This window comes from Methyloceanibacter caenitepidi, assembly GCF_000828475.1.
GTDB classification, from domain to species: domain Bacteria; phylum Pseudomonadota; class Alphaproteobacteria; order Rhizobiales; family Methyloligellaceae; genus Methyloceanibacter; species Methyloceanibacter caenitepidi.
Map to the genome: position 1 here is coordinate 2,560,135 of NZ_AP014648.1, position 22,288 is coordinate 2,582,422.

At 62.4% G+C, this 22,288-nt stretch carries 26 protein-coding genes; 14 read left to right on the plus strand and 12 right to left on the minus strand.

Annotation, left to right across the window (positions count from 1 at the left end; all coding sequences use genetic code 11):
• Positions 1-245 precede the first annotated feature (245 nt).
• Positions 246-1,034, minus strand: a complete 789-nt coding sequence (locus tag GL4_RS12120) for a molybdopterin-binding protein (protein ID WP_045367921.1) — start codon at positions 1,032-1,034, stop codon at positions 246-248.
• Positions 1,031-1,897 carry a cytochrome b/b6 domain-containing protein gene (locus GL4_RS12125; RefSeq protein WP_045367923.1) on the minus strand — a complete coding sequence of 289 codons (867 nt, stop codon included), beginning with the start codon at positions 1,895-1,897 and terminating at the stop codon, positions 1,031-1,033. Before GL4_RS12125 ends, GL4_RS12120 begins: the two co-directional genes overlap by 4 nt.
• Positions 1,898-2,191: 294 nt before the next feature.
• Here GL4_RS12125 and GL4_RS12130 point away from each other — a divergent pair, with 294 nt between their 5' ends.
• From GL4_RS12130 to GL4_RS12150, 5 genes are all read left to right on the plus strand, one after another.
• Complete coding sequence (locus GL4_RS12130; RefSeq protein ID WP_045367926.1) at positions 2,192-2,434, plus strand: hypothetical protein; 243 nt, start codon at positions 2,192-2,194, stop codon at positions 2,432-2,434.
• Positions 2,435-2,640: 206 nt separating this feature from the next.
• Positions 2,641-2,892 (plus strand): hypothetical protein, encoded by a 252-nt coding sequence (locus GL4_RS12135; RefSeq protein ID WP_156137572.1) that lies wholly within the window; start codon positions 2,641-2,643, stop codon positions 2,890-2,892.
• Between the two features lie 1,072 nt (positions 2,893-3,964).
• Positions 3,965-4,408, plus strand: coding sequence for a hypothetical protein (locus GL4_RS17550; protein WP_156137574.1), 444 nt, complete (start codon positions 3,965-3,967; stop codon positions 4,406-4,408).
• A gap of 67 nt (positions 4,409-4,475) precedes the next feature.
• The gene (locus tag GL4_RS12145; RefSeq protein ID WP_045367935.1) at positions 4,476-5,711 is read left to right on the plus strand and encodes a cation:proton antiporter domain-containing protein; all 1,236 of its coding nucleotides are present in this window, start codon (positions 4,476-4,478) and stop codon (positions 5,709-5,711) included.
• Between the two features lie 117 nt (positions 5,712-5,828).
• A complete protein-coding gene (locus GL4_RS12150) occupies positions 5,829-6,272 on the plus strand; it encodes a fasciclin domain-containing protein (protein ID WP_045370055.1) in 444 nt (147 codons plus the stop codon).
• A 142-nt stretch (positions 6,273-6,414) separates the two neighbouring features.
• Here GL4_RS12150 and GL4_RS12155 read toward each other — a convergent pair whose 3' ends face one another.
• From GL4_RS12155 to GL4_RS12165, 3 genes are all read right to left on the minus strand, one after another.
• Entirely contained in the window at positions 6,415-6,654 is a 240-nt protein-coding gene (locus GL4_RS12155; protein ID WP_045367937.1) for a hypothetical protein, read from the minus strand.
• 105 nt (positions 6,655-6,759) lie between these two features.
• On the minus strand, positions 6,760-7,155 hold the full coding sequence (locus tag GL4_RS12160; protein ID WP_045367940.1) for a DoxX family protein: 396 nt from the start codon (positions 7,153-7,155) through the stop codon (positions 6,760-6,762).
• Between the two features lie 181 nt (positions 7,156-7,336).
• The gene (locus GL4_RS12165) at positions 7,337-8,368 is read right to left on the minus strand and encodes a glutamine synthetase beta-grasp domain-containing protein (protein ID WP_045367942.1); all 1,032 of its coding nucleotides are present in this window, start codon (positions 8,366-8,368) and stop codon (positions 7,337-7,339) included.
• 417 nt (positions 8,369-8,785) lie between these two features.
• Between GL4_RS12165 and GL4_RS12170 the strand changes: the two genes are divergently transcribed.
• Entirely contained in the window at positions 8,786-8,986 is a 201-nt protein-coding gene (locus GL4_RS12170) for a DUF2735 domain-containing protein (protein WP_172653350.1), read from the plus strand.
• Positions 8,987-9,085: 99 nt separating this feature from the next.
• On the opposite strand, the gene GL4_RS12175 is transcribed toward GL4_RS12170, so the two are convergent.
• The 4 genes from GL4_RS12175 to GL4_RS12190 form a co-directional block, all read right to left on the minus strand.
• Positions 9,086-10,279 (minus strand): type III PLP-dependent enzyme domain-containing protein, encoded by a 1,194-nt coding sequence (locus GL4_RS12175; RefSeq protein ID WP_045367946.1) that lies wholly within the window; start codon positions 10,277-10,279, stop codon positions 9,086-9,088.
• A gap of 170 nt (positions 10,280-10,449) precedes the next feature.
• A complete protein-coding gene (locus tag GL4_RS12180) occupies positions 10,450-11,901 on the minus strand; it encodes a caspase family protein (protein WP_045367947.1) in 1,452 nt (483 codons plus the stop codon).
• Between the two features lie 66 nt (positions 11,902-11,967).
• Positions 11,968-12,903 (minus strand): c-type cytochrome, encoded by a 936-nt coding sequence (locus GL4_RS12185; protein ID WP_045367949.1) that lies wholly within the window; start codon positions 12,901-12,903, stop codon positions 11,968-11,970.
• Positions 12,904-12,930: 27 nt separating this feature from the next.
• On the minus strand, positions 12,931-13,560 hold the full coding sequence (locus tag GL4_RS12190) for a glutathione S-transferase N-terminal domain-containing protein (RefSeq protein WP_045367952.1): 630 nt from the start codon (positions 13,558-13,560) through the stop codon (positions 12,931-12,933).
• A gap of 172 nt (positions 13,561-13,732) precedes the next feature.
• On the opposite strand from GL4_RS12190, the gene GL4_RS12195 reads away from it, so the two are divergent.
• The 4 genes from GL4_RS12195 (at position 13,733) to GL4_RS12210 (ending at position 16,749) form a co-directional block, all read left to right on the plus strand.
• Positions 13,733-14,509: a DUF1045 domain-containing protein gene (locus tag GL4_RS12195; protein ID WP_045367954.1), complete on the plus strand. Its 777-nt coding sequence runs from the start codon at positions 13,733-13,735 to the stop codon at positions 14,507-14,509.
• A 90-nt stretch (positions 14,510-14,599) separates the two neighbouring features.
• A complete protein-coding gene (locus tag GL4_RS12200; RefSeq protein ID WP_045367957.1) occupies positions 14,600-14,779 on the plus strand; it encodes a hypothetical protein in 180 nt (59 codons plus the stop codon).
• A gap of 263 nt (positions 14,780-15,042) precedes the next feature.
• Positions 15,043-15,741 (plus strand): 2OG-Fe(II) oxygenase family protein, encoded by a 699-nt coding sequence (locus GL4_RS12205; protein ID WP_052464815.1) that lies wholly within the window; start codon positions 15,043-15,045, stop codon positions 15,739-15,741.
• 123 nt (positions 15,742-15,864) lie between these two features.
• On the plus strand, positions 15,865-16,749 hold the full coding sequence (locus GL4_RS12210) for an NAD(P)-dependent oxidoreductase (RefSeq protein ID WP_045367959.1): 885 nt from the start codon (positions 15,865-15,867) through the stop codon (positions 16,747-16,749).
• 6 nt (positions 16,750-16,755) lie between these two features.
• Here the strand turns inward: GL4_RS12210 and GL4_RS12215 are convergent, their stop codons facing one another.
• The 3 genes from GL4_RS12215 to GL4_RS12225 form a co-directional block, all read right to left on the minus strand.
• Entirely contained in the window at positions 16,756-17,232 is a 477-nt protein-coding gene (locus GL4_RS12215) for an Lrp/AsnC family transcriptional regulator (protein ID WP_483127761.1), read from the minus strand.
• Between the two features lie 116 nt (positions 17,233-17,348).
• Positions 17,349-17,960 carry a uracil-DNA glycosylase family protein gene (locus GL4_RS12220; RefSeq protein WP_045367964.1) on the minus strand — a complete coding sequence of 204 codons (612 nt, stop codon included), beginning with the start codon at positions 17,958-17,960 and terminating at the stop codon, positions 17,349-17,351.
• A 71-nt stretch (positions 17,961-18,031) separates the two neighbouring features.
• Complete coding sequence (locus GL4_RS12225; protein ID WP_045367965.1) at positions 18,032-18,775, minus strand: MBL fold metallo-hydrolase; 744 nt, start codon at positions 18,773-18,775, stop codon at positions 18,032-18,034.
• 263 nt (positions 18,776-19,038) lie between these two features.
• Here GL4_RS12225 and GL4_RS12230 point away from each other — a divergent pair, with 263 nt between their 5' ends.
• The 4 genes from GL4_RS12230 (at position 19,039) to GL4_RS12245 (ending at position 22,169) form a co-directional block, all read left to right on the plus strand.
• A complete protein-coding gene (locus GL4_RS12230) occupies positions 19,039-20,565 on the plus strand; it encodes a sensor histidine kinase (protein WP_244462613.1) in 1,527 nt (508 codons plus the stop codon).
• Between the two features lie 89 nt (positions 20,566-20,654).
• Positions 20,655-20,849, plus strand: a complete 195-nt coding sequence (locus GL4_RS12235; protein WP_045370059.1) for a DUF1289 domain-containing protein — start codon at positions 20,655-20,657, stop codon at positions 20,847-20,849.
• On the plus strand, positions 20,846-21,547 hold the full coding sequence (locus GL4_RS12240) for a retropepsin-like aspartic protease family protein (protein ID WP_052464454.1): 702 nt from the start codon (positions 20,846-20,848) through the stop codon (positions 21,545-21,547). Before GL4_RS12235 ends, GL4_RS12240 begins: the two co-directional genes overlap by 4 nt.
• 67 nt (positions 21,548-21,614) lie before the next feature.
• Positions 21,615-22,169, plus strand: coding sequence for a retropepsin-like aspartic protease family protein (locus tag GL4_RS12245; RefSeq protein ID WP_052464456.1), 555 nt, complete (start codon positions 21,615-21,617; stop codon positions 22,167-22,169).
• Positions 22,170-22,288 lie beyond the last annotated feature (119 nt).

Here is a 22,288-nt window from a genome sequence, read left to right on the forward strand (position 1 = left end):
GTTACGGGGGGACACTGGTGCATACCTGGTGAAACGGGTCGAGGTACTACTTCAAGTCCAGTACCGCCCACCATTCGACTACTGAAATCGAGCCATAAGTTCCGCAAATGCTGGCGTGGACGCTTGGCAGCCTCCGGCATGTCGTCCCCATATCGGCACGCTGCGGGAACCCGTCCGAGAGCAGCTCTGCCAGGAAGACAGGGAGGCCGGGCTCGCGTCATCCGGCGCTTTCACAGTCCGAGGCGTCAGATACCGGCGTACCACTCGTAGCCGCGGTCTTCCCAATAGCCGCCCTTGCCACGGCCGATGTCTGCAAAGCTGCTCACCGCCTCGATGGCGCGAAGGTATTTAGGCTGCTTGTAGCCGAGTTGCCGCTCGATCCTGACGCGGATCGGCGCCCCGTTGGACACGGGCAGCACCTGATCGTTCAAGCCATAGGCGAGGATGGTCTGAGGATGCCAGGCGTCTGCGAGATCGCAGCTCTCATAATAATGGGCCGGTCCGCCCCGTCCGCTTCCCATCGTGTCGTAGCAATGGAATACGAGGTAGCGCGCGGCAGGCTTCAGCTTCACCTCGTCCAACACGACCGACAGAGGCGTGCCCGTCCACTTGGCAATGCAACTCCAGCCCTCCACGCAGTCGTGCCGCGTAATCTGCGTGCGCGAAGGCATATTCCGGAGTTCCGACAGCGAATAGGATTTCGGCGTTTCCACGAGGCCGGAGACGGACAGCCGGTAACCGGAGAAATCGGCGGCCTTGAGCGCCAAGTACTCCGGCGTCTGCGGATTGGTCGATCCGTTTGGCCTCTGAGGCTGGCGAATTTCGCTTTCCGGATATTCGCGCGCCAGCGCATCGCCAATCAAGAAACGCTGGACGTAATAGGTTAGGTCGTTGGCCTTTTCGACAAAGTTGCGAACGTTGCTGTTCCGAATTCCAAGAAGGTCGAACTGCTCGCACCCACCCAGGGCCAAGGACGAGGCGCCGAGCGCTCCGAAGCGGATCAGTTGCCGACGCGTGAGTATAGATTTCGTCATTGTGTGGGGTCGTCCTTCGACTCTGGGTCCGTGCGATACCAGCCCGTCACCATGGATCGCAGTTCGTTGATCGGGCCCGCGGCAATAACCATCGCGATGTGAACGAGGAAGAACAGGACGAGCAGCGTCATCGCAATGAAGTGGATGGTGCGCGCGGTTTGACGCCCGCCAAAGATATCGAGCAGCCAGGGCCAGGCCGCGTCCATGCCGGGGCTCATCGTAAGGCCCGTGAGAACGATGACGGGGAACAGCACGAAGAAAACGATGCCGTAGCTTAGTTTCTGCAGCACGTTGTACTGCCCGGTGTGATGAAAGCGAAAGCGCGCGTGGTCGGCGATGTCTTGCGGAAGACGGGCGAGATCGCCTCCTGTCGGCGTGATGTCGCGGCGTAGATGGCCGTTCACAAGGCTGGCGACGAACCAGACGAAGAGTGTCGCGACCAGAAGCCACGCGAAGAAGAAGTGGATGACGCGGCCCGTGGCCAGATCGCGGTAGGATGGTATCGTCAGCGCGGCAGGGAAGCCGCGGATCTGTGGCTTCTCGGCCGTGCCGCTCACGCCGAATACGCCCGTGGTGTCGAACTCACGGCCAAAAATCGTGGTGACGCCGCGCGGCCCGTCGGGTGTCCTGACTGCACTCATGGACAGGATGGAATTATCGAAGGCGAACCCGCTCTGCTGACCGATATAAAGGTCGGGCCGGGCGTTGAAGATCTGCAGGCCGGAGAACAACAGAAAAAACAGACAGATGACCCAGGTCCAATGGGTCGCCCGGGTCCACAGCGACTGGCGGTAGACCAGTTCGCCCTCGGACTTGGACCGGTGGCGCCCTTCGGACGGCGCTATTTCGTCCCCTTGATGCATCCCAAGACTGTAGCAGCAAACCTTTTCGGCATTGAATAACGATCGCGCGACCCGGTCGTGTTCAGGCTTGCTGTTTCCATGCCGACCTTGTGCCAACCCTCGCGCAGAGAGAGCGCAGCCTCATCCCTGTGACACAGGCGGCGAAGGCGCTCCAAAGCGGCAGGCCGCGCAGCGCTCTCGCCATATAGGGGATCCACCCTATCGAGCCGGACTGCGCCACGAACTACCTTCCTCTCATCGACGAACACATGACAGCGACCCCGATCACTGACCCTTTCGATGAGGAGATTCCCGATGACCGTTTTCACCAAGACCGCCGCGTTCGCCGCCCTCGCCGTGCCGCTTCTGTTCACAGGCGCCGCCAATGCCGGAGACTGCGGAGAAGACCCCGTCTGCTCCGAGTACGCGCCGCCTTCACTTGAGCAAGTCCTCGTGCACGAAGCCCGCCGTGGCTTGAAGAAGCTGGACCTCTACCTGGAGCAGCGCTACGGCGACGATACCCCGATCGGCCCATTGCTGCGTGGCAAGCGCCATTAGGCGAAGAACTCTCTCCCTCTCCCCCGATGGCGTCCGCCCCCTCCCCGACGCCGCTCTCCAAGCCCGGTTTGCACCCCCGCTGCAAGCCGGGCTCTTTTTTGCCGTACACCTATTTGTTAAGCCTCGGGCCGCTACCGCCTGGCAGCTGCCGCATTTGTCTGCGAGGTTGCTCCTCAAGTCCGAGGTTCAAGTCAAAGGAGTACACCGTGACAAAATTCATGATGGCCTGCGGCATGGCTTGCGGGTTGGTGATGGGCGTCGTGTCGTTTGCCCCGACCCAAGCCAACGCGGGTGTTTATGTCAGAGCGCCCGGCGTCAGGGTCGGCGTCGGAATCGGCCCCCGCTACTATCGGCCCTATCGCTATGTCCGGCGCCCCTATTACCGTCCCCGCTATTATGGCCCGCGCCCGTATAAGCGCCGCTGGCGCCGCCGCGCGCGCCGCGCCTATTACTGGTAGGCGACGCCGGCGCATGTCTGCGCCGGACAGCTTTCAAGCAGCTGGATTACCAAGGTGAAGGCGCGCTTCGGCGCGCCTTTGCTTTGCCGTGCGCCTTCCGCGGCGCCGCGGCCTGTGTCGCAGCTCGTCGTACTTCTCCAATTATGAACGTCACCTGCACGTCCGGTTCAGGACGGGTTCAAGCCGCCGCGCGCAGTCTGCGTGAGGTCAGGCCCTGAACTGGCGAGCGTAAGCCTCTCCTTGGCAATCGGGCGCGGAGCGTCAGGGCGCTCCACGCTCACCCCCTTCGAAGGCGGGCCAAGGCAGCAGCACGAGGTGGCGACATGAGTTCCTTCAAACTACTTGCGACCAGCGTCGTTCTGGTCGCCGCATGGGCCGGCGCGGTGGGTTTGGCCACCGTGTTTTTCGCGACCATCTGAACCTTGTGCCCCACACGCTGGCACAACGACTCGATAAAGTGACCGACACGGCCGCGTGAACGCGCGCGAGGTTCTGCGCACTTCGTTCTGACTGAGCGTGATTGGTAACGCGTCGAGCCCGTATCTACCTTTTGACCATGACGAGCCCGGCAGCAATTCCGCAGCGGGTCACCCACGAAGGAGATACATCATGAAGGCGATCATGCTCGCACTTACGCTTCTCGCAGCCACCAGCGCGCCTGTTCTGGCGGAAGGCTTCCCGAACCCCTACCAGACGAATTTCCAGCGCTAAGCGATCCGCTCGCGCGCAGAGCCCCCGGTCTTCCCTCCCTGGCCAGGGGCTCTGATTTTTTTTCGAGCGACGAGTGATCCGAGGGCTTCGAGCCCACGTAAACTCGGCAACCGACTGGGTTTCGTCTCGCCCCCCTGACGCATCCCCAATTCGGTGCCTCCATTTGCCCCGGTGCCCCCGCGCCGGGGCTCTCTTTTTTTTTGCCGCTCCGCGATGGCCTCCGAACCAATCCGCGGCGCTTCCAGCAAGCCCCCCGTTCCGCTCACGGATTAGTGCGTTGCCAAACTTCCATTCGGCGCTTGGATGGTCGAACGGCGGCGACGAGACCGCTGCGAGAAGCAGTTGCGCTGGGAGGTGCGTCATGAAGTGGACGAGGATAGCGGCGATCGCTTTGTCGGTTGGTGTAGCGTCGGCGGCGAGTGCCGGAGCGATCGGAGCTGAAAGCGGCCGTTCGGACGACGCGACAGAACCAAACGCGTTTTCCATCGAAGAGACCTGGGCCCACGTGGCGCCTGAAATGGGAAAACACCTTCCCATGTCCGTGGACGACGAGACGATGTGGCTTACCGTGTCGAATGAGGGCCGCGTGCTTGTCTCGACCTTTCGAAAGAACTTGCCGAAAGAGGAGATCGTGGCGTCGAAGGACGAGATGGAGCGCTCCGCCATCGAGAACACTTGCCGCGGCACCGAACGCGGCAAGGAATTGCTGGATGCAGGCGGTATCGTGCGGCAAGTGTTCTACGATCGGAACGATCAACTTGCCGTCACGATCGATGTCGACGGAGAATCGTGCCGGCGAAACTAGGAGGAGGACCCAAGGCCCCCCTTCATGACGCTGTGCAGCGGGCGCTTAATTCTGGGATAGCACGTCCATGACAACTGAATGGGGTCTCTTGGCGGTCGCTGCACTGGTGTTTGCCTACGCGCTCTGCGGCAAGCGTTTGGCCGACAGCATCCTCACCGGCCCCATGTTGTTTCTGTTCGCCGGCTGGGGTTTCCACACTCTCGGCCTGATCGAGCTCGGCCACGGAGCGGAAGGTCTCTACGTTCTCGCCGAGATCAGCCTCATCGTGCTGCTGTTTGCAGACGCTGCCGCGATCGATCCGCGGCTCCTGTGGAAAGGCGCATCCATCCCGGCGCGCATGCTCATCCTCGGACTACCGTTCGCAATTCTCTTCGGCTTCGGCTTTGCTGCCGGACTGCTGCCGGCGTGGCCACTGTGGGAACTGGCGCTGGTCGCGGCGATCCTGGCTCCGACCGACGCGGCGCTCAGCCAGCCGATCATCACGGACCCGCGCGTACCTGAGCGGATCGGCCGATCGCTCTCGGCTGAAAGCGGGTTGAACGACGGCTTCGCCCTGCCCTTCATCCTGTTCTTCGGGTGTTTTGCCGTGGGCGGCGTCCACGATCAGGTTCAGGTGCCTTGGTGGGTCTTCGTCGGCGAGCAGGTCGGACTTGGCGCGCTTATTGGCGGCGCCATCGGCTATGGCGGCGGATGGCTCTTGCGCATCGCCCAGGACCGGGGGCTGACGTCGGACGGCTTTGGCGGGATCGCCGTCCTGGCACTCGCGGGACTGGCTTATCTCGCAGCCCAGGCCGGTCACGGAAACGGATTCCTTGCTGCTTTCGCGGCGGGCCTGGCTTTTGGCGAGGTACTGCGCGGCCGAAGCCGTTTCGTCTTCGAGTTTATCGAGACCGAGGGGCAGATCTTGACCGTGCTGTCCTTCTTCGTGATCGGCGCCGTGCTGCTGCCGGAAGGGCTGCCACACGCGACATGGCCCATGGTGGCTCTTGTGTTGGCAAGCCTGTTCGTATTGCGCCCGGCCGCGATCTGGCTCTCGCTTGTCGGCGCCGGCATCGGCACGAAGGAGAAGCTGTTCTACGGCTGGTTCGGCCCGAGGGGCCTGGCGACAGCGCTCTTTGCGCTGTTGGTGCTCGATGCCTTCGACCTCCTGAAGATGCGCGACGAGATCCTGGCCATCGCCGCAATTGCTGTGCTGCTCAGCTGCGTTCTGCATGGGCTGACCGCCGCACCCGCTGCGCGATTGTTCGAGAAAGACGCTGCTGACGAGGAAGGCGAATCCGGGGACACCCTCACAGACACGTGATCGCCCGGCGGTGATCTAAACTGCTTCACCTCTGCGTAGTCGCTCCCATCGGTAACCCGTTCCCCCCATATGGAGGTACACATGAAAGTACTGCGCGTTTTCTCAACCTTGGTTCTGATGCTCTTCACCGTCTCAGCCGCGAATGCGATGTCCAAGGACATCGTTGATACGGCCGCAGGCGCCGGTCAGTTCAAGACCCTCGTCGCAGCGGTCGAGGCCGCGGGTCTGGTCGATACGCTGAAGGGCGATGGCCCATTCACAGTGTTCGCCCCGACGGACGAGGCCTTCGCCAAGCTCCCTGACGGCACGGTGGAGGACCTGCTGAAGCCTGAGAACAAGGACAAGCTTGTTGCGATCCTCACCTATCACGTCGTTCCCGGAAAGATCATGTCCGGCGACATCTCGGGTAAGTCCTCCGAGGTGAAGACGGTGCAGGGTGACACGCTCAATGTCGACGCGACGGATGGTGTGAAGGTCGACGAAGCGAAAGTCGTGAAGGCTGATATCGACGCCTCGAACGGCGTGATCCACGTGATCGATACCGTGGTGATGCCGAACTAGATTCGTTTCATCGCTACTTGTCAAAGCGGGTCCCGGCTCACTGCCGGGGCCCGTTCCCTTTGATCACGAGCGCGCCAAAGCCAACGCAGGGTTGGTAGGGTGAGCACGGAGCAAAGGCGGAAACGATCAATCTGCGCAACCCCTAGCGGGGCACTTGCGCGGCCCGCGCCTTTTTCCGGGGATGCGTTTTGGACGGGAGGAGAATGCGTGCCGGGGACTTGACGATGGTCGTCACGTTGAGCCGTCCGGCCAAGAGATCATCCGGCAATTTCGTCGTGATCCAGAACGCGTTGTCGAACTGCTCCGCACCGGATCCGGGCGAGACCCTTTTGGCCGCGTTGGTTCCGAGCAGACCAGTCACCGTGACAGCCAGGACGGCCATCGTGATATGCCGACATACGCTCATCGCCGCCGAGTGTGATTCGGCGGCGATGAACGGCGAGTTTAGATATCTGCTTAATAATTGGTTTACGCTACGGTCAGACCGTCAGGATTTCTTCCTCAACATCTCATCGACACTCCAAGGTCCGCCGCCCGCGAAGGCGATGTACAGGAAGATGAAGCAGAACAGGATGGCAGCATCGCCGCCGTTCAACAGCGGATAGACGCTCTTCGGCGCATGGGCCAGCCAATAGGCAAACGCCATCAAGCCGGACAGCACGAAAGCTGTCGGCCGCGTGAACAGCCCCACCACGAGCAGCGCGCCGCCGACAATCTCGAGAATGCCGGCGACCCAAGGCAAGCTAAAAGCCTCGGGCGAGAAACCGCCACTCGGAAATCCGAGCAGCTTGGATGTTCCGTGCTCCATGAAGATCAGCGCGGCGACGATGCGCACGATACTCAAAATGCGCGGCGCCCAGTCGGTCTGCAATCGATCGGCCATTTCAGCGTTCCCTCCCAGTTCAGTCGTGAATCGGGGAGGAGCTTAGCCCGGCGAACGAAAACTGTCTTGTTACGAGACCGAAAGGAAATGGCAGATCGGCCACGAAAAAGGGGAGCCTCGAAGGGCTCCCCTTTGCAGTTTCTGATGCACACTGCCCGCGTTGTTTGCGGGACGAACGTCCTTACGCGGCTGCGCTCGCGGCCGTCGGAACGGAAGCGACCGTCTTCAAGATCTGAGAGGCGATCTGGTAGGGGTCGCCTTGCGAGTTCGGGCGACGGTCTTCCAGGTAGCCCTTGTAGCCGTTCTTGATGAAGCTGTGCGGCACGCGTACCGAGGCGCCACGGTCGGCAACGCCATAGGAGAACTTGTTCCACGGCGCCGTCTCGTGCTTGCCGGTCAGACGCATATGGTTGTCCGGGCCGTAAACCGCGATGTGATCCTCGAGGTTCTCTTCGAACGCCTTCATCAGCGCCTCGAAGTAGTCCTGCCCGCCGACGGTGCGCAGGTACTCAGTCGAGAAGTTGGCGTGCATGCCGGAGCCGTTCCAGTCGGTGTCGCCGAGCGGCTTGCAGTGATACTCGATGTCGACGCCGTATTTCTCGGTCAGGCGCTCCAGGAGATAACGGGCCATCCACATTTCGTCGGCCGCCTTCTTGGAGCCCTTGCCGAAGATCTGGAACTCCCACTGGCCCTTGGCCACTTCGGCGTTGATGCCTTCGTGGTTGATCCCGCACTCGAGACACAGGTCGAGATGCTCTTCGACGATCTGGCGCGCGATCGAACCAACCTGCTTGAAGCCAACGCCGGTGTAGTACTTGCCTTGCGGCTCCGGATAGCCGTGCTCCGGGAAGCCCAGCGGGCGGCCGTCCTTGTAGAAGAAATATTCCTGCTCGAAACCGAACCACGTGCCGTCGTCGTCCAGGATCGTCGCGCGCTTGTTCGATGCGTGCGGCGTGCCGTCTGGGTTCATCACTTCGCAGAGAACCAGGGCGCCGTTCTTGCGGGCCGGGTCAACGAAAACACGGATCGGCTTCAGAACGCAGTCGGAGTTGCTGCCGTCGGCCTGCTGCGTCGAGCTTCCATCGAAGCCCCAGTCAGGAAGATCTTCGAGCGTCGGAAAGCTATCGTACTCTTTGATGAGGGTCTTGCCACGCAGGTTCGGCACGGGCGTGTAACCGTCGAGCCAAATGTACTCGAGCTTAAACTTGGTCATTGTGAGTCCTTCTGGGTTTAAACGACTGTACGGATGAATCCCACCAAGGCCGCGAGAGGCTGGCGGCCAATACCTCCTGAAAGCAGTTTTTGTGCCAGTGCGAAGAAATCGGGCGGGCCGGACGCAGATGCAAAGCCAACCCCTCATACCCCGTGGCCGGTATGTACATTTTTCGGTAACAATTTTAGCGGCTTAGGAAAAAAGACGACGGCGCGCCGTTTATGCGATCAATCTGGGCGCGGTTGGTCAATCCGAAGGCAGTCCGATCTTGCCAAGCAATGCAGCAGAAGTATCGCTGCTCAAATGTACGCCATTCAGCGATTTTTTTGTGCAAGCGGCTGCTGCGTTTCTATATAGGTGACTCCAGGTGCGTTGCCGCGATTCTGCTGTAACGCACACATGACAATGGAGGACTACATGACGGCAAACGCACATGAGGAGACGGCGAAAGTCATTCCGTTTCCGAAAGGCGGCCGCTCGGGACTGAGTGGCGGCCAATACGGCTCGCACGCGGCCGATGATCTCCTGACGTCAATGGGCGTAGCCTACGTCGACTACGGGAGCGGCTCGTACCACGATGCCGCCATTCGCGATGCGCGGCGTTCCCGTGAGCATTGACGGCCAAGAGACTACTCAAGGCACCTAGAGGGCCCGCTTACACAAAGAGCGCGGCCCTCTTTTCATAGGCGCCACGTTTCCGTACACCACCTGCAAAAACTAGAGGCTGACAGAGCGCGGATCGTCCAGCGCTTGAAGCTCCGTATCGGCGAACATCGACAGCATGGGCTCGTCGGTCAGCGTGATTTCTTCGAAGTCGCCGAAACCGTTGAACCGGTTCCCCAGGACGCGGCCGTAAGCGCCGACCTGGCCGATTTCCAGATAGTCGCCCTCCCCGATCGCGTCGGGCAAGATAAACGGACCTGGCAGATAGTCGGCGCTGTCGCACGTGGGGCCATAGAGTACATACGCGGTCTCGCCGCCGCCCAGGTCCTCGCGGCCGGGCGTCACGCAGCGTGCCGGGAAGCGAAAACCGGAAAACGCCGCATCGAACAGCGAACCGAAGGCGCCGTCATTGACGTAGAGAGCATTGCCGCGCCGCGCATCGACGCGCACGATCACTGACTCCGACTCCGCAACCAGCGCCCGGCCCGGCTCGCATAGAAGTTCGCAATTGTGTTTGACCGCCAGCGCATCGGCCGCCCGGACGATTTCTTCCATGTAGAGGTCGAGCCCTGGCGGATCCGAATGCGGGTAGCGTGCCGGGAACCCGCCACCGATGTCGATCGCATCCACCAGCACGCCAGATGACACGATCAGCTGCCCAACCTGGGTCAACGCCTCGCCGAAAGCTGCCGGGACCACCGCCTGCGATCCCACATGGAATGTGATCCCGAGGCGCGTCGCGTGCTGCCGGGCCCGCAAGAGCAGTGCCGGCGCCTCTTCGACGCTTGCGCCATACTTCCCTTCAAGGGGAATAAGGCTGTGCGTGTTGGGGCACGCGATCCGCAGGAACAGCGTCAAATCGTCGGCGTCGTCCGTCTCAGCCAGAACCTTGCCCAGCTCGTCATGGGAGTCGAAGGCGAAGCACCGCACGCCAAAGTCGCGATAGGCCCGCGCAATGGCGCCGCGCGACTTGATCGGATTCATGAAAAAGAGTTCGGCCCCGTCGATGGCCCTGACCCGCTCGATCTCGGCCAGAGAGGCGACGTCGAAGCTGCGAACGCCGGCCCCTGCCAGCATGTCGAGAACGGGCCGCATATCGTTGGCCTTGGTCGCGTAGAGAACGCGGCCCGGGAAGTTCGCCACGAACCATTGCGCCGCACGCGCCACGGCGTGGGGCCGCAGGGCCAGGATAGGCCGCTCCGGCCGATGATGGCGGAGATACTCCGCCGCGTTGGGAAAAACGTTCATCCGAAAACTCTCATCCCATGCGACGCCGGCACGAGACTACCGGCCGGACCCGGCGATCCTCACCGACACGCGCGGAATCGGCTTTGTCGGCCGCCGCGCGAAGCAGCCCTCCGTATGGGGTTCGGCGTGTCTTGTAAAGCTGATTCAGCAGCGTCTTGCGTTGCTCGAGCCTAGCCCTGCTGCGCGTCCTTGGACGAGGCCTTCGGCGCCTTCAACACGGCGGTACCGGCACCCGACAATCGGGGGCTCTGAAGCAAGCCAAAAGTCTTGCGCGCGCCGAGGCGAACCATCGCCGCCGTGTAGGCATAGAGCTCGGCGCTATCCACGTTCCCGTCCCCGTTGCCGACCGGTGCAAGGTCCGCGTCGCCAGCCAGGCCTTCGATCAGATAGCGCGTGAAAAGCCCCACATCGTATTCGGGATCCATCAGTGAGCGCTGGCCCCGGTCGGCGGCCACGAGAACCGTCAGCGGCGCTTTTGCCTTCTCAGGCAGCGCGCTCCGCTTCGTCTCGGGAATGTTGGGCGGCAGGATATAGTTGCCGTGATCGCGGCCGAAGGAGCTCTCGAGCATGACCACGACCTGATCCGCGCCCATCCCTGCAAGGTTGGCGTACAGGGTCGACAGCGGATAGCCGCGCCGCTCCTCCCGATAGGGCTCCGCGTCAACCGGCAGCAGATACGTCTCGTCCTGAGCCGCGTTGACCGCGCCGTGACCTGAGAAATAGACGAAGACCTTGGCGTCGGGCCGCGCTTGGACCAGGCGTTTCAACTCCCCGTCGGACTCCGGCACGGGACCGAAGACCCGCTCCAGGTCCGCCCGCGAGGCGTTGCGCAGATCGATCACCTGGTCCTGCCGAACGCCCATATGCTCGGTCAGGAAAAAGTACATGGCGCCCGCATCGTTCCGGGCCGTCCGGGCCTCTGGCAAATTCTCGTAGGCCGTGTTGCCGATGATCACCGCGATCGCGTTTTCGTCCTCAGGGACCGTCGGTGACGCCCGATACAGCTCGCGGATGCGGCTGAACGACTTCACGACATTCCCGTTCGTGCTGCCGGGCCGTGGCATCTGGCGCGGCGGCGTACTGCAAAGCTCGAGATTGCCCGCGTTCTCGATGCTCCGGACATCCTTGAGCGAAAGATGGCCTTCGATCTGCGTGCAGGACCGGCACCACACCACGCCGTAGCGGCCATAGAGGTCGTCCAACTGCGTCTGATCGAGCCCCGAAGGGGCCGGCAAGCAGCCGGGCGCGCACTCCTTCGCCGTTACGCTGGGTCCGTGCGCGGCGCGCAGTTTTTCGAGCAAGTCCTTCGGCAAGCAGTCGAGATCAAGGCGGCGGCGCTTGGCGGGCGCGGTCTCCGCGGTCTCGGCCTCGGACGGTGCGGCGATGTCCTCGTCCGTTGCCGATGAAGGAGCCGTGGCCTCGCCCGGCGCGCCTTCAGCGGCCGGAACCTTGGGGGACTGGGTTTCGTCGGCCACCTCCGCGACGGTCGTAGCCGCTAAGACGATCGCCGCCTGGCGCATGTTTGGCGTCGCCTGCGCGCCCCCAGGCAGCGAGGCCCCGCCCGCTGCGGCGAAGGCAAACCCCAAAATCAGCCGCAAGCGGCTTTGAAAACTCCCCGCCATTGCAATCCTCAAGACCATCGCGCGTGCTCCACGCTAGAGCGCGGGACCGAAGTCTTCAAGGCGTGTTCAAGGAGACGCCGCCGAATCCGGCCTCGGCGGCAGGGTTTTGAGGAAAGCGGCGATGGCCTCCCGATCGCTCGCAGGCAGCCGCGCCATATTTTCCTGAACGGGCACCATGGACTCGCCGACGACGTCGAAATCCGGCGTCGATCCCGTCTCCAGGAAATAGGCGATGTCTTCCTGGCTCCAGTCGCCGATGCCGTCCGGGCTCGGCGTGATGTTCGGTGCATCGCCGCCGCCTTCCGGGCTCTCGGCCCCCGCGAAAGCCTCACGCGCGACAATGCCGCCAAGCGCATTCCTCGGACTGTGGCACTCGGTACAGTGCCCCGGGCCCATGACCAGATAACCCCCGCGATTCACGGCATCGCTCGCGTGCGGATCCGGTGCGAATGTTTTCCCGTCTACGTACAGGCGCTGGAACAGGCCCACACCCCGGCGGATGTTATAGGGAAAGCGCAACTCGTTCGCCGGGACTGTGCTGCGCACCGGCGGCAGCGTATCGAGATAGGCCTTGAGATCGATGAGATCCTCGAAACGCATGCGTTGATACGAGGTGTAGGGAAACGCCGGATACAGATGCACGCCGCCGGGTGCGACGCCGCGCTTCATCGCGTTGACGAAATCGAGCGTCGACCAGCCCCCGATACCGGTCTCCGGATCGGGGGAGATGTTGGGCACGTAAAAGGTCCCCACATCCGTCTTGAGGCAGCGGCCGCCGGCAAGACGCGTCTCGTCCTCGATATCCAGATTGGCGCAACGCTTGACCGGAACGGCGTGGCATTCGGCGCAGCCGCCGGCGATGAACATCGTCCTGCCGTTTGCGATGTCCGGCGCATGATCGGGCAGGTCGTCCGCCGAGAACGTCACAGGCATCGTCAAAAGATAGAACGCGAGGCCGGCCGCCGCGACCAACGCGAGACCGACTAGAAAGACCGTACGCATAGCCCCTCGCCTCCCGCGCGCGCTCCGTTACGGCAGCGGCAACTTGCGCCCCGCGCCGACAACATCCCATCCGCGCTGCACGGCCGGACGCGCCGCGATGGCATGGTACCAGTGCTTGATGTTGGGATGGTCGTCGACATCCACAGGCTGAATGGGGTAACGCGCGATCCACGGCCAGATCGCGATGTCCGCGATAGAATAGTCGCCGGCCACATACTCGACCTCGCCGAGGCGGGTATCGAGGACCTTCCAGAGACGGCGCGCCTCTTTCGTGTAGCGCTCCTCGGCGTAGGCGCTCTTGCCGGGATGGTAGGAGACGAAGTGATGGACCTGCCCGAGAAAGGGGCCCGCCCCGCCCATCTGCCACATCAGCCATTCAATGGTTCGCCATTTCGCCTCGAAGTCCTGAGGCAACAGCATGCCCGTCTTGTCTGCGAGATAAAGAAGGATGGCGCCCGACTCCATCAGGCTCAGCCCCGTATCGTGATCGACAATCGCAGGGATCTTGTTGTTGGGGGAGATTTTGAGGAACGCGGGATCGAACTGCGCATCGTTCTCGATGTCGATGCGGTGCACCCGGTAGGGCAGCCCCGTCTCCTCGAGCATGATCGAGGCCTTCTGTCCGTTCGGAGTCATCCATGTGTAGAGGTCGATCACGCGTCGGGTTCCTTCAAGTCGCTGACACTGTCCGAAAATGGAGACGAGATTCACCAAGTCTTCATGGCTTCGCCGCCCTATCGCCCGAAACCGGTCGCGTCAAGGTCACAGCGCAACGGTAGACAAGGACTTGCAACTCAATGAGGGGGAAACCGGCTTGAGGGAGACGGCAATGCTACATTCGGCACGACACGCGGAACACGGGGAAACGAACTTCGGACCGGTCCCGGCCGCGCCGACACATTTTTCGATTTGCTACACGCCGCGCCCCGGCAGTGCGCTCGCGCAGTTCGGCCGGTCGTGGTTTGGCCGTGCGAACGACGGCACAACGCTGCAGACATTCTCAGCGTCCGGTCTCCGCGGCGGCGGGCCGGGCGGCATCACACCGACACCGGGCCGCTACTTCGGACTGCACGCATCGTTCGTCGCCCCCACGCCCCTGCGGGCAGACGCCCGCCTGGATGAAGTCCGCACGCACCTCGCGCAGTTTGCCGCGAACCGCAAGCCGATCGAGACCGGCCCTCTGAAGCTTACGCGCCTATGCCGGTCGCTCGTGCTTCAGCCGGCAGAACAGCGCCCCGAACTCGATTGGCTCGCGCTGCAGTGCTTCAACGCGTTCGACTCGTATGCCGAGAGGACCGACACGGCCGAAAACGAGTATCCGCATCTGAGCCGCTATCAGCGCCTGCTCCTCAAGAGCTTCGGCCAGCCGAACGTGATGAGTGAGTATCGTTTCGCCCTCAGGCTGACCGGACCGCTCGATCAGCGGCAGCTTGAGCTCGTCTCCGTCGCCCTGCGGCCCCTCATTGCGGATCTGTGCGCCGGCGGCATTTGCGTGGATGGTCTTTCTCTGATCGGAAGCACCCCGGAGGAGGCGAACGGCCATATTTCCGGGCAGACTCAAGGGACGCCAGTCCGGCTCCTCGGCCGCTACAGCCTCGCGGGATGACCTCCCGCGAGCCCCCGCGCCCCGGCCCCAGCCTCAGTTTTGACACAGGCGTCCTCCAATTTCAGAAAATTGGGGGCACAGGGGATTCCAATGCCGAATTACGCAGAAATACTGGCTTTTCTTGCCGAAAACCCTCCGCAGCTCGAAGGTGAGTGCGAACTTCATGCCTCGCTCTTGGAACTGCTGGCCCGGTGCCTGCGGAACGAGCAGGTCGCAACCGACGACGATTTCGCGGACTTTGGGGATATCACCGGTATCTCAATAAACTAGCCCGGACGACCGCGCGCTTCCGCCGCTGGTTTTCTACGGGATTTGAGCCGCATCAACGCCGGCAGGCCGCATTCGCCGGAGTTTCCGGAGCGGCATTCAGGGGCCTTGCGAGCATCGACCAACGCCGACCCGAGGGTCACGAAGGAAATTAGCTCATTTGCACGCATGGGCTTTAGGGTGCTAACTGAGCAGCTGGATGGGATCGCCTGGGCGCTGGAAAAACCAGCATTTTATGTCCCAATCTTTAGGAGTTGACCGACACCATGAGGGAAAGCGCAGCCTTGCAGCAGGCGGATGTCGCCGCGAAGAGTTCGGCAGACGACATCATTCGCACCTTCACCGAAAGCGTGGCGAACGGGGATCATGGCGATACTCCGTATCCGCACTGGGTGCTGAAGAAGTGTTTCCCCGACGATACGATCGAGGACATCCTCGGCCTTCCCTTCCCGGCCCCGTCACTGGACGGCGTGTCCGGCAAGCGCGAGCTCCACAACGCCACGCGTAAGTATTTCGACGTTGAGAACCGGGACAAATTCGCTTCCGTGAACGCCGTGTCTACGGCGTTCCAGGACAAGCGCGTCACCGACATGATCGAGAAAACCTTCGGCACCGACCTCAGCGGCACGTACCTGCGTATCGAATTCGCTCAGGACACGGACGGTTTCTGGCTCGAGCCGCACACCGATCTCGGCGTGAAGTCGTTCACCATGCTGCTCTACCTCTCCGACGAGGAAGGACACGAAAATCTCGGGACCGATGTGTACGACGCGGACAAGAGCCATGTGACGCGCTCGCCCTTCGAGCCGAACCTCGCTTTCGTCTTCGTGCCCGGCGACAACACCTATCACGGCTTCGAAAGGCGCCCGATCAAGGGCGTCCGCAAGTCGCTGATCATCAATTACGTCACTGACGAGTGGCGGGCGCGCGAACAGCTCGCGTTTCCGGAGACGCCGATCGACTGACGGATCCGACGCGCGGGGCCGTCGGCCGCGAAGTTTGAAGAATAAGAGAATGGCCGGGTTCGTCCCGGCCATTTCCTTTATGGTGTCCGCGATACTGACGAAGGCAAAAAAGACGGGGGCTTCATGAGCAAAGTCGCGTGGATCGGTCTTGGCGTGATGGGATACCCGATGGCCGGCCATCTCAAGTCCAGCGGACACGATGTGACCGTGTTCAACCGCACGCGCGAAAAGACTGAGAAATGGGTCGCCGAGCACGGCGGATCGTTCGGGACCACACCGGCGGAAGCGGCGGAGGGTGCCGATATCGTCTTCACCTGTGTCGGCAATGACGACGATCTGCGCGCGGTGACGCTGGGCCCCGACGGCTTCTATCAATGCCTGAAACCCGGCGCGGTCCACGTGGATCACACCACCGCGTCCGCGGAGATCGCACGTGCACTCTATGAGGCTGCGAAGAGCCGCGGCGCCGGCGCGCTCGATGCGCCCGTCTCCGGCGGACAGGCCGGCGCCGAGAACGGCAAACTCACCGTGATGGTGGGCGGCGACGAGAGCGACTTCGCCAAGGCGCAAACCGCGATCGCTTCCTTCGCCCACGCCGTCACGCTCATCGGCCCGTCTGGCGCCGGGCAGCTCACCAAGATGGTCAATCAGATCTGCATTGCCGGGCTCATCCAAGGCCTCGCCGAAGCGCTGAACTTCGGCATGCGCGCTGGGCTCGACATGGAGAAGGTCATTGCCACCATCTCCAAGGGCGCCGCGCAGTCCTGGCAGATGGAAAATCGCTGGAAGACCATGATCGCAGGCGAGTTCGAATTCGGGTTTGCCGTCGATTGGGTCCGCAAGGATTTCGGCATCTGTTTCGACGAAGCCCGCCGCAACGGCGCGAGCCTACCTGTCACCGCGCTCGTCGATCAGTTCTATGCCGATGTCCAGGAGATGGGCGGGCGGCGCTGGGACACATCCAGCCTGATCGCACGGCTCAACCGCGACGAGTCGAAGTCGTCCTAGAGCCGCTTAGGTGCGCTTTTCTTCCGCGGCATAGCCGAGCGGCAAGGACGTCGTGAACTTGATCTGCTCCATGGCGAAGGCCGAGCTCACATCGGAAAGTTCGATCTTGGCGATCAGCCGCTTGTAGAACGCGTCGTAGCGTTCGATGTCAGGAACCACGACGCGCAAGAGATAGTCGATCTGACCGCTCATGCGGTAGAACTCGACAACCTCCGGAAAATCCGCAAGCGCCGCATGGAAACGCTCGAGCCATTCCTTGGTGTGGTTGCTCGTCGTGATGGATACGAACACCGTCACGCCCGCATTGACCTTCTTTGGGTCCAGCAGCGCCACACGCCGCTCGATCACACCTTGCTCTTCCAGCTTTTGGATGCGCCGCCAGCACGGGGTCGTGGACAGCCCGATCCGCTTGCCAATCTCGGCGACCGGCAAGGTGCAATCCTCCTGCAAGATTTCCAGGATCTTGCGGTCCATCCGGTCCAGCATCGAATCCGTCCGAGAAAATAAGCGGGATAATCGAGCCAATTAGAAACTCAGTTCTAATTTCCACCCGATTGGGCCTATAGCGTAGATTAATATTCCACAATCCGCAAGCTGGCTCACACGACCTTGCGGACCGCGCGGCGCAGAACCGGAAGCAGCTCCTCCTCGAACCACGGGTTTTTCTTCAGCCAGGCATTGTTCCGCCAGGACGGATGCGGCAGCGGGAAAACGCGCGGGCTTCGAGGCGCCTTGAGATGGGCCCGCCAATTCACCATCGTTTCCTGCAAGGTCTTTCCCCGCGCCGACCCCAAATGAAACGCTTGTGCGTAAGACCCGACCGCCAGGATCAGCTCGACATTCGGCAGCGCCGCAAAGAGATCGCGATGCCAGCGAGCCGCGCACTCCCGCCGCGGCGGCAGGTCCCCGCCCTTGGCATCGAGTCCCGGAAAGCAGAAGCCCATGGGGACGATCGCGACACGCGTCTCGTCATAGAATGTCTCGGGCGCCATGTTCAGCCAGGACCGCAACCGGTCGCCGGAGGGGTCGGTAAACGGCTTGCCGGACTGGTGCACGCGTGTCCCGGGCGCTTGACCGCAAATGGCCAGGCGCGCCGTCGTGCTGGCCCGCAGGACGGGGCGCGGTTCATGCGGCAGTGGCTTGCCCCGCGGCGCCTCCACACAGATACGGCAGCGCCGGATATCACTCAGTATCGCGTTGAAGTCCGACATCGGGCACCAAGAGGCGTTGTGGGCCGACACACGCACGGCCAAGCGAACTCAGTCGCCGAGCGCTGCAGTCATCAAAGATCGATCACCATGCCGTCTTCGGCAAGCTCGTAGCGCGACCGGTCCACCTCGGCGCGTGCATCCAGCATCTCTTGGCCCATATGGGTCAACAACACTCGCTTGGCCGACAGGCGTTCGTAGTTGGCATCGATGGTCTTGTAGTCGAGATGCATCGCCATTTCGAGGTCGTACTGGAAGCACTCCGAAATGAAGAGGTCGGCGCCCCGGGAGACCTCGGGCAAGACGTCGACCCAGCCCGTGTCGCCAGTGAAGGAGACGACCTTGCCATCGATTTCGAACCGCATCGCGTAAGGCGGTGCGCCGGAGGGGTGATGCACCTCGAACGGCGTAACGGAGACGCCGTTCATTTCGAGAGGGACTTGCTCTCGATGCTCGACGAAAACGAGATCGAAGTTGACGCCGCTGGCCAGCGTGCCGGGATACACAGCCTCGGTCAGGGCGATGAAACGCTCTTCAGTCGTCTTGGGGCCGACGATCACCAGGGGACGGGTCCGCAAGCCGATATACTTGGCATGGATCAGGAGCCACGGGAGTCCGCCGATGTGATCGCCGTGCAGATGTGACACATAAACTGTGTCGATATCGTTCGGCGACAAACCCAGCCTGTTCAAGCCGATAAGAGTCGTCGCGCCACAGTCGATCAGAAAGGTCGCTGTTTCCGAGCGGACGAAATAACAGGTTTGCAGCCGGTTTCCGGCGCCAAACGCATCGCCGCACCCGACCACGGTCAGTTGCATCGTGTTCCCATTTTTCCCCCCTCCCCCAGCGCGGGGTATCGGTTTCATGTGGTCTCTCGATTCTCCACTTCAAGACTGGTGCCAGCCCGGTGCGCGGGTAAACGCCTCATTAGGATTTTCGATAGATACTTCTTGTTAAGCCTAATGTCGGGGGACGGGCTGGATGCAGCCGCGCATCCGCGGGGACCCCGTGTGTGTTCTTGTTTGCGGTCGGGGTGCGGGTTCCTGAAGAAATGTTGAGTGGTGCGTCAGCCGAGGCCCCCGTGGCCGGTCCTAGCTCGTTGAGCGGCCAGAAGCGGCGCGCATTCCGCAGCGTCCAAGAGGCCCGCGAAAAGCTCTCCTACAAATCCGCCGGCAAGCCCGAGTTCGACTACGAACTCCTCATGATGTTCGTCAGGAACGAACTGTCGGCCGCCATCACCACGCCCCTGCTCGCCGTCGTCGTCGCCGTGGGCGCGATGTTCTGGTCTTCTCCGCGCCAGTTGCTGCTATGGCTGTGCTGCATCTTCGTCACCAAAGGCATCCTCGTAGGGATCTGCCGGCAATTCTCCAAGGAACCGCGCGAGGGAGTGAACGTCGCTTCGTGGCGCGCAAAGATCACCGCCGCGGAGTTCTTGTATGGAGTCACTTGGGCGTCGGTCGTCTTCGTCAATCCACTGACGGAAGACGTTGCCGGCTACACCTTCATCTTCGCGGCGGTGCTGGTCGTGATTTCGATGCGCATGCTGTTCGCCTCGACCGTGATGCCCATCGTCTACGCGGGCACCTTGCCTATGACGGCAGCGATCGTCATCCGCTTCGCGCTGCTCAACGATCCGTTCTACTGGGCCATGGCCATGATGGCCGTCGCGGTCCATCTCTACTTCATCTGGCTGATGAACGGCTTCAACGCCACCGTGGTCTCCATGCTCGAGTTCCGCGCCGAAAAAGATGCGTTGATCGGCGAGCTCGAGCAATCGAAGTCGATCTCCGACGAGGCACGCTTGCGGGCGGAAGAAGCCAACCTCGCCAAGTCGCGCTTCCTTGCCACCATGAGCCATGAACTGAGAACGCCCCTTAATGCCATTCTCGGCTTCTCCGAGATCATGCGCGACGAGGCTTTCGGCCCGCATACCAATCCAACGTACAAAGAGTATGCGAACGACATCCACGAGAGCGGCCAGCATCTTCTGACTCTGATCGACGAGATCCTCGACATCAGCCGGATCGAAGCGGGGCGCTACGAACTCCACGAAGCGCCCATCTCGCTCACCGACATTGCCGAAGAATGCCACCGCTTGATGCGCGTCCGCGCCGACAACAAGGGACTGACGATTAAGCAGACCTTCGAAGAAGATTTGCCGAACGTCTGGGCGGACGAACGCGCAATGCGGCAGATCTGCCTCAACCTCCTCTCCAATGCGATCAAATTCACGCCCTCGAAGGGGGCGGTCACGCTGAAAGTGGCGCGGACCAGCGCCGGCGGCGTGGCTCTCACGGTCAAGGACACAGGCCCCGGCATCCCCGACGACGAGATACCCCGCGTCCTGCGCAGTTTCGGGCAAGGCTCCCTGGCGCATCAGACCGCGGAAGGCGGAACCGGTCTCGGTCTTCCCATCACGAAGGGGCTGATCGAACTCCACGGCGGCACTTTCGAGATCAAGAGCAAGCTGCGTTATGGGACCGAAGTCACCGTGTCGCTGCCCCCTAGCCGCGTCATGGAAGCATTGCCGAGGCTCGCCGAGCCGGGCGAAGAGGAGCCGGAACAGACGTCCAAGACCCAGGCCCTTTGGGAGAAACGGGCGAGCTAGCGCTCCGAGGTGCGGCGACCTGCGCCGATTGCCCTCCCACACCCCAGCGACTACATAGAAAGCTCGTGCTTCAAAACAGCGAGGGTCGCTTGGAAACGCCTTGCGTCAATATCTGCATGCTCGAGCCGGAATCGGGCCTTTGTATCGGGTGCGGCCGCAGCGGCGACGAGATTGCCGGCTGGGTCGACATGAGCCCCGACGAGCGGCGCGCCATCATGGCGGCGCTGCCCGAGCGACTGCGGAATCTTGAAGAGGAAACCGCGGCCGGCGAGGCTGCGTCGTGACCACCTGGGTCGCCCTGTTCGTGCTCGCGCTGGGCGGCATGCTGCTCGTGGGCAACGACTCGGGGATGATCGCAGGGGTCGATGAGACGACGTTCGGCTACGGCGTCTTCCTATTAGCGCTGCTGATCTATTTGGGCGGCGGGCTGCTCGGCCGCTATGGCGGCGGTGCGGCCACGGTGGCCCGCGACGCGGTCACCTGGCTTGCCCTCGGCCTCGGTCTCGTGACGCTCTATGCATACAAGGATGACTTAACGCCGATCGCTGCGCGCGTTGTGGGCGAACTTCTGCCCGGAACCGCGATGACCGTCGAGACCAGTACGGGCGGTCTGACCGAGGTCAAACTCAGAAAGCGGTTGAACGGGCATTTCACCGCGAATGTGGAGATCAATGGCGAGCCTGTTTCCATGATCGTGGATACCGGCGCCTCTTCGATCGTCCTGACGCCCGAAGATGCGCGCGCCGCAGGCATCGACGTCGAGGAGATGACCTTCCGGGTGCCCGTGTTGACCGCCAATGGCCGCACCATGGCCGCGCGGGTCTGGCTCGACGATGTCTCGGTCGGCCCGCTGGACCGCACCAGAGTCGAGGCGCTCATCGCCCAGCCGGGGGCGCTTTCGCAGAGCCTGCTCGGTATGAGTTTCTTAAGCCGCCTGCGCTCCTATGAATTCTCCGGGGACTATCTGACCTTGCGCGGCTGACAAGGCCATCTGAAGCAGCCCATAAGCGAGCGCCCCGGACAAGAGATCCGAGACGGCGAGGCGCATTGTGCGGTCGGCCAACAAAAACCTGCTACAAGAGGCGGCGCAATGGCTTCTAGCCGGCGCGGCGCTCTTTCTTGGCATCTACTTCTTCGATGACATCAAGACCCTGGTCGTCACGTCCGACGACGAGATGCCCAGTATGTTCGCCTCGCGATCCGACCCCGGCGAGACGGCCGATCGAGGCTTTTCGGGCGTAGTCCGGCTGAAAGCGGACCGGCGCGGGCACTTTGTTTTCCCGGGCAAGGTGGACGGACGCACCGTGACGTTCATGGCCGATACGGGCGCCTCGATCGTCGCCCTGACCTATGAGGATGCGCGGCGGGCCGGTCTCTCGCCAGCGAACCTCGACTTCAGCGCGCGCGTTTCGACGGCCAACGGCGTCGCCAGGGTGGCGCCGGTTACCCTGTCGCGGGTCCGCGTCGGGAGCATCACGCTCCGCAACGTCCCTGCCGCCGTCGCGGAGAAAGGCGCGCTCGACGTCAACCTGCTCGGCATGAGCTTTCTCGGGCGGCTGGAGAGCTTCAACCTGAGCGGCGACGAGCTGGTTCTGAATCAATAACCCTGCTCCCATAGCGTTGCCCCCCACCGCGCACCAGCCCGTCGGGACTGGTGGATGCAGGGGAAACTCTGCTATTGCGTTTCCGACCGGCCCGGTCCTCGAACCGCGGCCCCTACCCA